An 11,641-nucleotide genomic window follows, 5' to 3' on the forward strand; every position below is an offset into this window, starting at 1 on the left:
TCGTAGCAGCCCCGTGAGCGGGGCCTTCGCCTCTCTTCGGCGTGAGTGCGGGCGACCCGGCGCGGTCGACTCGATCTGCCGGGTGACGGTGACCTGAGGGGCGATGTATCGGGTGAACCGCTGCGCGGTGTGCCGCGGATTCCCGCTCGCTCAGGAAAGGGGCGAATCGGGCCAGGCTCCGGGATGTCACGGTGTCGAGCAGAAGTGGCTGGCGCTGTCGCGCCCTACCTGGAGGTTGTTCATGAAATCTCGCACCGTGACCAAGGAGCCGATGGCTCCTGCGGGTGTGTCGCGTCGCACCGTGGTGGGCGCGGCGGCGTGGGGTGTCCCCGCGATGAGCCTGGCGACCGCGGCCCCCGCCTGGGCGGCGACGTCGGATGCCACTCAGGTGTCGCTGTCGGTGCCGAACAACCAGCTGCCGGCCAGTGGTGCGACGCCGGTGGTCGTGACGGTACGCGATCACCTGGGAAGTCCGCTCGCGGGTCAGGTGGTGAGTCTGCTGGGTCCGGATGGGAGCGTGTTCGCCGACACGACGGGGATGACGGACGGCGCAGGGCGGTTCTCCACCACGATCGATCTCGGCACTCCCTGGGCGACGCCGGGCAAGACGGTCACTCTCACCGCCCTGTCGGGGGGTACGTCGGCGTCGGCGTCGGCGACGATCTTGGGATCGAACCTCCTGGTGGGGTTGTCGCAGACTCCGCGGGTGTTCCCCTCTCCGGTGGTGGATTACTCACCGCTATGGGGCCTGGCGGTGTTGGCAGACGGGTCGGTGTGGAAGAACGACCCCAATTGGGTGGTCATGCCGGAGATCACGAATGCGGCCCGACTGGCCACCTCCAATTCCGTTCATGTTTTGAAGAAGGACGGCACGGTCGTGGGGTGGGGAGTGAACGACAATGGGCAGTTGGGAGATGGCACCACGACGGATCGAACGTCGCCGGTGGTGTTCCAGGGGCTAAGCGACGTCACACAGATCCGGACGACCTTAGGCGGGCTGCACGCGCTCAAGAGCGACGGCACTCTCTGGTACCAGGGCAGGAACACGGGTGGGCGAGCTGGCGTGGGCTCGACGATGACTCCGGTTCCGTTGACTCAGGTGCCTTTGTCTGCTCGTGCGGTTCAGGTCGTGAACTGGGTCGGGTTCACGGCGGGCGTCGTGCTCGAGGACGGCACGGTGTGGACGTGGGGCCGCAACGATGAAGGTCAGCTGGCCGATGGGACGACCACGCAGCAGAACTCCCCCGTGAAGGTTCTCGGACTGTCGGGCATCACGGCGTTGGCGGGGTCCAATACCTTCCAGGATTACAACGGAGCGAACTACCTGGCGTTGAAGAACGACGGCACCGTGTGGTCGTGGGGTCGCAACGAGTACGGTCAGCTGGGGCGCAACGGCACGACGAACTCGTTCGTCCCGACGCAGCTTGCCGGAGTCGACAACGTCACCCAGATCGCGATGACACCGTCCGGGTCATACGCGCTGAAGAGCGACGGCACCTTCCTCGCCTGGGGACGCACAGGATTCAGCGGTGTTGGCACGGTGCCGACACCGACCGTCGTGTCGGTGTCCCGCCCGATCTCGGAGCTCCTCGGCAGCGAGACCTACGACGGGTGCCCCCTCACCACGGCGGAGACGACGACGACCGTAGATGTGGTGGAGACGACCCTCACGGCGGGTGTGGCGGGGACGGTGAACGCGAAGGTCGCCGCGGGTTCTGTGGGGCTCTCGGGAGCTGCCGTCTCACTTTCGTCCACCAGCGGGGCCATCTTGGGTGCGGCGTCGGGGACGACGGGTCCGAACGGGGTGTTCAGCACGAGCGTCACCGCGCCGCAGTGGAGCACACCGGGTACCCAGGTGCGGATCTCCGCCACCAGTGGTGACGGTTCGGCATCCGAGACGGCGCCGGTGTTGGGGTCGAACCTGGTGGCCTGGATGTTGCAGACTCCGCGGGTGTTCCCGTCGCCGGTGGTGGACTACTCCCTGTTGTGGGGGTTGGCGGTTCTGGCGGATGGCTCAGTGTGGCAGGCCGACGGTCCCAATTGGGTGGTCAAGCCTGAGATCACCAACGCTGCTCGAGTGTCGGGCTCTCAGACCGGCCCAAACTCCGTCTTCATCCTGAAGAAGGACGGCACCATCGTCGGGTGGGGAACCAACGGTGATGGGCAGTTGGGTGACGGCACCACGACGGATCGAACGTCGCCGGTCGTGTTCCAGGGACTGGATAACGTCACGCAGATCCAGGCGGGCCAGTACGGACTGCACGCCCTGAAGAGCGACGGCACCGTCTGGTACCAGGGCCGAAACCTGGAGGGACGCGGTGGCGTGGGCTTGACGACGAGCCCGGTCCCGTTGACCCAGGTGGTGCTGCCCGCTCGCGCGGTTCAGGTCGTGAACTGGGTCGGATACACAGCGGGTGCTGTGCTCGAAGACGGCACCGTATGGACCTGGGGTCGCAACAACGAAGGTCAGCTGGCCGATGGAACGACGACGCAACAGAACACCCCGGTAAAGGTCCTCGGATTGTCCGGCATCACCGCGTTGGCGGGGTCGGCAACGTATGTGGACTACGGCGGAGCGAACTACTTAGCCCTCAAGAACGATGGCACCGTATGGTCCTGGGGTCGCAACGAGTACGGTCAGTTGGGGCGCAACGGCACGACCGCGTCGTACCTCGCGGCAAAGGTTCCGGGGCTGTCCAACGTCGCGCAGATCGCGACGTCACCGTCCGGGTCATACGCGCTGCAGAACGACGGCACCTTCCTCACCTGGGGACTCACGGGAGCCGGCGGCAACGTGGCGAGATCGACACCGACCGCCAGGCCGGCACCCCGCCCCATCGCGAAACTCCTCGGCACCCACGGCCACTCGTACAACATCCAGGACTGCCCCTTTATCACCGCGGAAACGACGACAACCTTGGACGTGGTCGAGACGAACCTCACGGCGGGTGTTGCGGGGACGGTGAACGCGAAGGTCGCCGCGGGCTCTGTGGGATTCGTGGGAGCCGCCGTTTCCCTCTCGGCAGTCGGTGGCGACTTGGGTGCGGCGTCGGGGACGACGGGACAGGACGGCGTGTTCAGCACGAGCGTCACCGCACCGCAGTGGAGCACGCCGGGGGCCCAGGTGCGGATCTCCGCCACCAGTGGTGACGGTTCGGCATCCGAGACGGTGTCGGTGTTGGGATCGAACCTTCTGGTGGGTCTGGTGCAGACTCCGCGGGTGTTCCCATCACCGGTGGTGGACTACCACCCGCTGTGGCAGATTGCAGTGTTGGCGGATGGGTCGGTGTGGCATAACGGCCCCAACTGGGTGCTCATGCCGGAGATCACCAACGCTGCGCGAGTGTCGGGCTCTCAGGCCGGCCCTAACTCCGTCTTCATCCTGAAGAAGGACGGCACGATCGTCGGCTGGGGAACGAACGGTGACGGACAGCTGGGCGATGGCACCACGACGGATCAAACCTCGCCGGTGGCGTTCCAGGGACTGGACAATGTCACCCAGATTCAGGCGGGCCAGTACGGACTGCACGCGCTGAAGAGTGACGGAACTTTGTGGTTCCAGGGCAGAAACACGGAAGGCCGAGGTGGTGTGGGCCTGTTCACGAGCCCGGTCCCGTTGACCCAGGTGGTGCTGCCGGCTCGTGCGGTTCAGGTCGTGAACTGGGTCGGATACACGGCGGCCGCCGTGCTCGAAGACGGCACCGTGTGGACCTGGGGCCGCAACAACGAAGGTCAGCTGGCCGATGGAACGACGACCCAGCAGAACACCCCCGTGAAAGCTCTCGGACTGTCCGGCATCACCGCGTTGGCCGGGGCTGCCACGTTTGAAGACTACAACGGAGCGAATTACCTGGCGTTGAAGAACGACGGCACCGTGTGGTCCTGGGGTCGCAACGCGGCCGGTCAACTCGGACGCAACGGCACGACGAACTCGTTCGCCCCGGCACAGGTTCCCGGGTTGTCCGACGTCACCCAGATCGCGACGTCACCGTCTGCGTCATACGCGCTGAGGAGTGACGGCACCTTCCTCGCATGGGGACGCACCGGATTCAGCAGCATCGGGACGGTGTCGACACCGACCGTCGTCACGGTATCGCACTCGATCGTGACACTCATCGGCGTCCACGGCCACTCCTGGGGCGACGGCTGCGCACTCGTCCTCGGTCCCATGTGGACAGGGGGCTGACCCCCCGTCCTGATCACCGTCATTGCGTCGAGCACGGCGGAATGACGGTGTCCAGGCCGGGGAAGATCTAAAGATCTCGGGCACCTCCGCCACCGGCGGGGTTCCCGAGATCTCATGATCGAGTCGGCGCACGTGGCCGTCGCGACCGTGTCGAGACCTCAGCAACCACAGCTGTCGGTGCGGCCCGCTCGTTCCTCACCGTCAGGGAGTTCGACGACGGCCATGCGGATACCCCGCCTCCCCCACCGAACCGTAAGCGCTGGTTACGCCAGCAACGCCACCTTGCCGCCCGGGTGGCCGTCCATGACGAAGCCCACGGCTTCGATCGCGTCGGCGAGCGGGTAGGTACGCGCGACCGGCACCTCGAGAGCCCCCGATGCCGCGAGCTCCAGAACGCGGGCACGGGCGATGTCGCGGAATCGGGCGCTCTCGGGCCGCGAACCTGCGATCCACAGGAACCCGTCGGCCTCGGCGCGGTCGGGGCGAACGATCGTGACGATGCGGTCGCGCTCCGACACCGACGCGAGCGAGACGTCGATCGCCTCGTCGGTGCCCGCGGCATCCCACGCGGCGACGACGGGAGCTCCCTCGGCGGCGGTCGCGACGCGCTCGGCGAGGCCGTCGCCGTAGGCCACCGGGATACCGCCGTAGTGGCGGACGCGTGCCGCCGACTCGTCGGCATCCGGTCCCACCGTGCCGATCACGCGCACACCGAGCTCGCGCGCCTGCTGCAGCAGGCTCACGCCGACGGCGCCCGAGGCGGCGTGGAGCAGCACCGTGTCACCCGCGGTCACCCGCGTGACCTGAATCATCTCGGCCGCCGTCGTTCCCGCCAGAAGCAGATTGGCCGCCTCGGCGTGCGAGAGCCGTGCGGGCTTGGCGAAGACGTCGCGGGCGGGCACCGTGAGCTCGGTCGCGTATGCGCCCTGCACGCGGAACGCCACGACCTCGTCGCCGACGTGCAGCGCGCCGGAGCCGCCGACCGCGTCGGGACCGACGGCCGATACCTCGCCGGAGAGCTCGTAGCCGATCGCGACGGGGAACTCGGCCCCCGGGCGCGCCTGGGCGACGTGCTTGGCATCGGCGGGGTTGATGCCCGCGGCGTGCACGCGCACCGTGACCTCCCCGGCGCCGGGCGGAGCCACCTCGACCTCGTCGAAGACCCACGTCTCGATCGGTCCTGCGGCCGGAGCCGTCCACCTCATCGCCATGGCTGCACCTTTCGTCGTGTCGTTCGTCTCATGTGCGCCCGGAAACGCGGCGCGGGTGCGGCGCGGCCGGGTGGGGGTCAGAAGCCGAGGCGTCCGAGCTGCTTGGGGTCGCGCTGCCATTCCTTGGCCACGCGGACGTGCAGCGAGAGATACACCCGGCTGCCCACGAGGGGCTCGATGCCCGCGCGCGCACGCGCACCGACGTCGGCCAGGCGCGAGCCCTTGTGGCCGATGATGATGGCCTTCTGACTGTCGCGTTCGACGACGATGTTCGCCCACACGTCGGTGAGGTCGCTGTTCTCGCGCGCGGCGACGTCATCGACCGTGACCGCGATGGAGTGCGGGAGCTCGTCGCGCACGCCGTGCAGCGCCGCTTCGCGGATGATCTCGGCGATGCGATCTTCGAGCGTCTCGTCGGTGACGATGTCGGCGTCGTACAGCGCGGGCCCCTGGGGCATGAGCGCGAGGAGCTCGTCGCTGAGCACGTCGAGCTGGTCGTGGGTGATGGCCGAGAGCGGGATGACCGCGGCCCAGTCCTCGCGCAGCGCGTCGACCTCGACGAGACGCTGCGTGATCTGATCGCGCGAGGCGGCGTCGGTCTTGGTGACCAGCGCGACCTTCTTGGCGCGGGGGTACCCCGACAGCGACTCGGCGATACGACGGTCGCCCGGGCCGACCTTCTCGGTCGCCGGAACGCAGAAGGCGATGACGTCGACGTCGCCCAGCACCTGTTCGACCAGGTCGTTCAGACGTTGTCCGAGCAGGGTGCGCGGGCGGTGGATGCCGGGGGTGTCGACGAGCACGAGCTGACCGCCGGGGCGGTTCACGATGCCGCGGATGGCGCGACGCGTGGTCTGCGGCTTCTCGCTGGTGATCGCGACCTTCTCGCCCACGAGGGCGTTGGTCAGGGTGGACTTGCCGACATTCGGCCTGCCCACGAAGGTCACGAAACCGGATCGGGTGTCGGTCATCTGTCGTTCCTCTCACGCGCGGGGCCATCGGCCTCGGCGTTGTCGTCGTTCGGAGTCTCGGCGCGCTCCACGATCACCGTGGCGATGCCGCGGTTGCGGCCGCGCGATGCCCCGCCGGTCATGACGAGACCGGAGTGTTCCGCCGTCGCCCCCGGTTGGGGGATGCGGCCGAGCGCCTTGCCCAGCAGCCCACCGATCGAGTCCACGTCTTCGTCGTCGAGCTCGAGACCGAAGAGGTCGCCGACCTCGTCGAGGCCCAGGCGCGCGTTCACGCGGTACCGGTTGTCGTCGAGCTCGACGATCTCGCTGGTGGGCGCGTCGTACTCATCGGCGATCTCGCCCACGAGCTCCTCGATCAAGTCTTCGAGGGTCACGAGGCCGGCGACGCCGCCGTATTCGTCGACGACGAGGCACACGTGCACGGCGTCTTTCTTCATCTGCTGCAGCAGGGTCTCGGCCTTCATCGACTCCGGCACGAACACCGCCGGACGGGCGATGCGGCGGATCGGCGCGTCGCGCCACCCCGCCTCGTCGCGGAAGCCGAACTGCACGAGGTCTTTGAGGTACAGCATCCCCACGACGTCATCGGCCTCATCGTCGGCGAGGGGAACGCGCGAGACGCCCTTCTCGAGGAAGAGAGCGAGGGCCTCACGCGAGGTGGCGCCGGCCCCGACGGTCACCATGTCGGTGCGCGGGACCATGACCTCGCGGACGTAGCGGTCGGTGAAGTCGAACACCGAGTGGATGAGCTCGCGGTCGTCCTGCTCGATGAGTTCGTTCTCGGCGGCCTCGTCGATGATGCTGAGCAGCTGTTCCTCTGACGCGAACGACGTCGAGTGCGGTACTCCGGGGGTCACGCGGTTTCCGACGGCGACGAGGCCGTGCGCGAGAGGCCCGAGCAGAATGCGCATGCCCCGGATGACGGGCGCCCCGCCGCGCAGCAGACCGCGGGCGTGCTGGCGACCGACCGAGCGGGGGCTCGCCCCGACGGCGACGAACGAGATGCCCGTCATGAGCACGGCGGCGGCCGCGACGGCCAACCAGATGTCGTCGAAGAGCAGCATGAACGCCGCGGTCACGAGCACCGCGGCGGTGGTCTCGGCGAGCACGCGGATGAACACGACCGCTGTCACGTGCGCACTGGTGTCGTCGGCGATGCGACGCAGCGACGTGGCGTTGCGCCCCGAGGCGCCCAGCTCGAGCAGGTCGGTGCGCGAGGTGACCCCGAGCGCGGCCTCGGACGCCGCCATCAGCCCGCCGAAGGCGACGAGCAGCACGGCGGCGACGAGAAGGAGCGCTTCGGTCATGCGCGGCGCTGGCGCTCGACGGCCTGGAAGCCGGCGATGAGCTCGCGCTGAAGACCGAACATCTCGCGCTCCTCATCGGGCTCGGCGTGGTCGAAGCCGAGGAGGTGCAGCAGTCCGTGGGTGGTGAGCAGGATCAGTTCGTCTTGCGTGGAGTGCTTCGCCGCGACCGCCTGGGTCTCGGCGACGGCGGGGCACAGCACGATGTCACCGAGCAGACCCGCGGGGGTGGGCGCGTCTTCCGAGCCGGGGCGCAGCTCGTCCATCGGGAAGCTGAGCACGTCGGTCGGGCCGGGTTCGTCCATCCACTGCACGTGCAAGGACTCCATGGCGCCCTCGTCGACGAGCACGATGGCCACGTCGGCGTCACCGCTGACGTGCAGCTCGGCGAGGTTGTACTCCATCAGGCGCAGCAGCACCTGCTCGTCGATCTGGTGGTCGGATTCGTTGTTGATCTCGATCGTCATGAGCGGTTTCGTCTCGGGAGGTGATCGCGGGGACCGGCGGCACTCGAGCCGCGTCGCTCCGCACGGGTGGCGAACTCGGAGGCCTCGTCACGCTCACGGCGGGCGACGAGACGCTTCTCGTCGTACTCGCTGTACGCGTCGACGATGCGACCGACGAGGTTGTGACGCACCACGTCTTCGCTGGTGAGACGCGAGAAGTGGATGTCGTCGATGTCGTCGAGCACGCGGGTGACCAGACGCAGACCCGACGCACCCTGGGGCAGGTCGACCTGGGTGATGTCTCCGGTGACGACCATGCGCGTGCCGAAGCCGAGGCGCGTGAGGAACATCTTCATCTGCTCGGGCGTGGTGTTCTGCGCCTCGTCGAGCACGACGAACGAGTCGTTCAGCGTGCGTCCGCGCATGTACGCGAGAGGAGCGACCTCGATCGTGCCCGTCGCCATGAGCTTCGGCACGATGTCGGGGTCCATCATCTCGTTGAGCGCGTCGTACAGCGGCCGCAGGTACGGATCGATCTTGTCGGTGAGCGTGCCGGGCAGGAAGCCCAGACGCTCGCCGGCTTCGACGGCGGGGCGGGTGAGGATGATGCGGGCGACTTCTTTGCGCTGCAGCGCCTGCACGGCCTTGGCCATGGCGAGGTAGGTCTTTCCGGTACCGGCCGGGCCGATGCCGAACACGATGGTGTTCTCGTCGATCGCGTCGACGTAGGCCTTCTGCCCGGCGGTCTTGGGGCGGATGACCTTGCCGCGCGACGACAGGATCGCTTCGCCCATGACCTCGGACGGACGGGGACCGCCGTCGGAGAGCATGCGGTTCGAGCTCTTCACGTCGGAGGGGTCGAGGCCGTGACCCGAGCGGGTCATCGCGAGCAGCTCGTCGACGAGGCCCCGCGCCGCGGCGACGGCGGAAGCGGTGCCCGACAGCGTGATCTCGTTGCCGCGGACGTGCACGTCGACCTCGGGGTGCTCTTTCTCGAAGACGCGCAGCAGGCGATCCTGCGGTCCGAGGAGCTGCACCATGGCCACGCCGTCGACCTCGATGCGGTCGACGACGGATTCTTCGGCGGAGTCAGACACCCACGCTCTTTTCGTTCAGGCCACCCGCGAGGACGTGGGCGTGCACATGGAAGACGGTTTGGCCGGCGCCCTCGCCGGTGTTGAAGATCAGCCGGAAGTCGCCGTCGGCATGCTCGGCGGCGACGCTGTTCGCGAGCCCCACGACCTCGGTGAGCAGGTCGGGGTCGCCCGCCGCCAGCTCGACGACGTTGCGGTACTGCTGCGTCTTGGGGATGACGAGCAGGTGCACCGGCGCTTGCGGGGCGATGTCGCGGATCGCGAAGGCGTTCTCGGTCTCGGCGACGATCTCGGCGGGGATCTCGCCCTGCAGGATGCGCGTGAAGATCGACGGTTCGCTCATGGCATCCAGTCTAGTGACGGGCTCCGACACGCAGGTCGGGCGGTCCGGGCTCGACGGGCGAGATGGCGCGTCGAGCCGTGCGACTCGTGGCCGGGGCCTGAACCGTGCATCGGGGCGGTTGGTGTGCGCCCCGCTGCACATCCCGCGCCCCGGACGGGCGGGTCGGGACGTTTCGCGCCCCGAACGGGCGGATCGGAACGCGGCGGGAGGTCACCAGCGCCCGTGCGCCGCCGAGAGCACCGAGATCGCCGCCGCGCCCGCGGTCGAGGTGCGCAGCACCGTGTCGCCCAGGCGCACGAGTCGAGCGCCGCCCGCGACCAGCGCGTCGAGCTCGTCGGAGGCGATCCCGCCCTCGGGCCCGACCACCAGAACCACGTCGCGATCGTCGGAGGCTTCGACGGCGACCGCGGTGAGGCGATCGGATGCCGAGGGCTCGAGCACCAGCACCAGGTCGGTGCCGGCGCGGCGCACGAGGTCGGCCGTGCGGGCGACGCCCTCGACGTCGGGGATCCACGCGCGGTGCGCCTGCTTCGCCGCTTCGCGCACGATGGTGCGCCAGCGGGCGAGACCCTTGTCGGCCTTGGCATCCCAGCGCGAGACGCTCCGCGCCGCCTGCCAGGGAACGATCGCGTCGACGCCGAGTTCGGTCGCCGCCTGCACCGCGAGTTCGTCACGGTCGCCCTTGGCGAGCGCCTGCACGAGCACGAAGCGCGGCGACGGGGCCGGATGCTCCTCGCGGCCCGTCACCCGCACGTCGACCTGCTTCGGCGTGGCGGCCGTGACGAGGCCCGACAGCCACGCCCCATGACCGTCGCCGAGGGTGACCGCCTCGTCGACCCGCACCCGGCGGACCGCTGCGGCGTGGTGCGCCTCTGCTCCGGTGAGCGTGACGGTGTCCCCCGGCTGAGCGGATGCCGCCTCGTCGGTGACGAAGTGCAGCGCCACGGTCAGTGCCGGAAGCGGTCGCGGAACTTCGAGAACATGCCCTGCTGGTGCTCGGCCAGGCGCGGCTGGGGGGCCTTCGTGCGCTTGGCGAACTCCTCGATGAGGGCGCGTTCCTTGTGGTCGAGGCGCGTGGGCGTCACGACGTGCACGCCGACCTTCAGGTCCCCGCGCTGGCTTCCGCGCAGCGGCGTGATGCCGCGGCCCTTGATGGTGAGCACGTCGCCCGACTGCACGCCCGGGCGCACCTCGAGCTCGACGGCACCATCGAGGGCGTCGATCGTCGTGGTGGTGCCGAGGATGGCATCCGGCATCGACACCTCGAGGGTGGCGAGCAGGTCGTCGCCCTCGCGGCTGAAAGCCTCGTGCGCGTCGACGGTGATCTCGAGGTACAGGTCGCCGTTGGGGCCGCCGGCGGGGCCGACCTCACCCGAACCGGGAAGCTGCAGGCGCAGGCCCGACTCGACGCCGGCGGGGATGTCGACCGACACGGTGCGGCGGGCGCGTACGCGTCCCTGTCCCTGGCAGGTGCCGCAGGGGTAGGGGATGGTCGTGCCGTGTCCGTGGCACACGTTGCAGGGCTGGCTGGTGACGACGTTGCCGAGAAGGCTGCGCACCGTGCGCTGCACGTGACCGGAGCCGTGGCAGATGTCGCAGGTGACTTCGCTCGTGCCGGGCTGCGTGCAGGCTCCCTGGCAGGTCTCGCACAGGACGGCGGTGTCGACGTCGAGGTCGCGGTGCGTGCCGAAGACGACGTCGCCGAGATCGAGCGTGACGCGCACGAGGGCGTCCTGCCCGCGCTCGCGACGCGAACGCGGACGCGGTCCACGCCCGCCTCCGCCGCCCTGGGCCCCGCCGAAGAACGTCTCGAAGATGTCGCTGAAGCCGCCGAAGCCGGCCGCTCCCCCGCCCCCGCCGAAGGGGTTCTGGTCGCCGCCCATGTCGTAGCGGCGACGCTGCTCGGGGTCGCTGAGCACGTCGTACGCGTGCGTGACCAGCTTGAAGCGTTCGGACGCGTCGTCACCGGGGTTCACGTCGGGGTGCAACTGACGAGCGAGACGGCGGTACGCCTTCTTGATCTCGTCGGCGCTGGCGTCTCGTTCGACGCCGAGGACCTCGTAGTGGTCAGCCACAATCGCCTTCC

General features: G+C 68.9%; 9 protein-coding genes. 1 reads left to right on the top strand and 8 read right to left on the bottom strand.

What is annotated here, in order from left to right:
- Window positions 1-112: 112 nt before the first annotated feature.
- Window positions 113-4,186 carry a hypothetical protein gene (locus IFU40_RS06455; protein ID WP_206754870.1) on the top strand — a complete coding sequence of 1,358 codons (4,074 nt, stop codon included), beginning with the start codon at window positions 113-115 and terminating at the stop codon, window positions 4,184-4,186.
- Between the two features lie 263 nt (window positions 4,187-4,449).
- Here the strand turns inward: IFU40_RS06455 and IFU40_RS06460 are convergent, their stop codons facing one another.
- The 8 genes from IFU40_RS06460 to dnaJ form a co-directional block, all read right to left on the bottom strand.
- On the bottom strand, window positions 4,450-5,397 hold the full coding sequence (locus tag IFU40_RS06460) for a quinone oxidoreductase family protein (protein ID WP_191925802.1): 948 nt from the start codon (window positions 5,395-5,397) through the stop codon (window positions 4,450-4,452).
- 77 nt (window positions 5,398-5,474) lie between these two features.
- Window positions 5,475-6,368 carry a GTPase Era gene (gene era, locus IFU40_RS06465; RefSeq protein ID WP_055837036.1) on the bottom strand — a complete coding sequence of 298 codons (894 nt, stop codon included), beginning with the start codon at window positions 6,366-6,368 and terminating at the stop codon, window positions 5,475-5,477.
- Window positions 6,365-7,675, bottom strand: a complete 1,311-nt coding sequence (locus IFU40_RS06470) for a hemolysin family protein (protein ID WP_070407932.1) — start codon at window positions 7,673-7,675, stop codon at window positions 6,365-6,367. Before IFU40_RS06470 ends, era begins: the two co-directional genes overlap by 4 nt.
- A complete protein-coding gene (gene ybeY / locus IFU40_RS06475) occupies window positions 7,672-8,139 on the bottom strand; it encodes an rRNA maturation RNase YbeY (protein ID WP_055939972.1) in 468 nt (155 codons plus the stop codon). The genes IFU40_RS06470 and ybeY overlap by 4 nt, the downstream gene beginning before the upstream one ends.
- Window positions 8,136-9,158, bottom strand: coding sequence for a PhoH family protein (locus tag IFU40_RS06480; protein WP_194716928.1), 1,023 nt, complete (start codon window positions 9,156-9,158; stop codon window positions 8,136-8,138). The genes ybeY and IFU40_RS06480 overlap by 4 nt, the downstream gene beginning before the upstream one ends.
- A 49-nt stretch (window positions 9,159-9,207) precedes the next feature.
- Complete coding sequence (locus tag IFU40_RS06485) at window positions 9,208-9,555, bottom strand: HIT domain-containing protein (RefSeq protein WP_070407930.1); 348 nt, start codon at window positions 9,553-9,555, stop codon at window positions 9,208-9,210.
- Window positions 9,556-9,765: 210 nt separating this feature from the next.
- Window positions 9,766-10,500: a 16S rRNA (uracil(1498)-N(3))-methyltransferase gene (locus IFU40_RS06490; protein ID WP_191925804.1), complete on the bottom strand. Its 735-nt coding sequence runs from the start codon at window positions 10,498-10,500 to the stop codon at window positions 9,766-9,768.
- Window positions 10,501-10,502: 2 nt separating this feature from the next.
- Complete coding sequence (dnaJ, locus tag IFU40_RS06495) at window positions 10,503-11,630, bottom strand: molecular chaperone DnaJ (RefSeq protein ID WP_055939967.1); 1,128 nt, start codon at window positions 11,628-11,630, stop codon at window positions 10,503-10,505.
- Window positions 11,631-11,641: the final 11 nt, after the last annotated feature.

Origin of the sequence: Microbacterium sp. CFBP 13617, from assembly GCF_014839445.1 — a bacterium.
GTDB lineage: Bacteria > Actinomycetota > Actinomycetes > Actinomycetales > Microbacteriaceae > Microbacterium.

Bases quoted from the DNA above. Each gene is read 5' to 3' on its own strand.
- IFU40_RS06460 (WP_191925802.1), bottom strand. From the start codon at position 5,397: ATGGCGATGAGGTGGACGGCTCCGGCCGCAGGACCGATCGAGACGTGG.
- era (WP_055837036.1), bottom strand. From the start codon at position 6,368: ATGACCGACACCCGATCCGGTTTCGTGACCTTCGTGGGCAGGCCGAAT.
- IFU40_RS06470 (WP_070407932.1), bottom strand. From the start codon at position 7,675: ATGACCGAAGCGCTCCTTCTCGTCGCCGCCGTGCTGCTCGTCGCCTTC.
- ybeY (WP_055939972.1), bottom strand. From the start codon at position 8,139: ATGACGATCGAGATCAACAACGAATCCGACCACCAGATCGACGAGCAG.
- IFU40_RS06480 (WP_194716928.1), bottom strand. From the start codon at position 9,158: ATGGTGCAGCTCCTCGGACCGCAGGATCGCCTGCTGCGCGTCTTCGAG.
- IFU40_RS06485 (WP_070407930.1), bottom strand. From the start codon at position 9,555: ATGAGCGAACCGTCGATCTTCACGCGCATCCTGCAGGGCGAGATCCCC.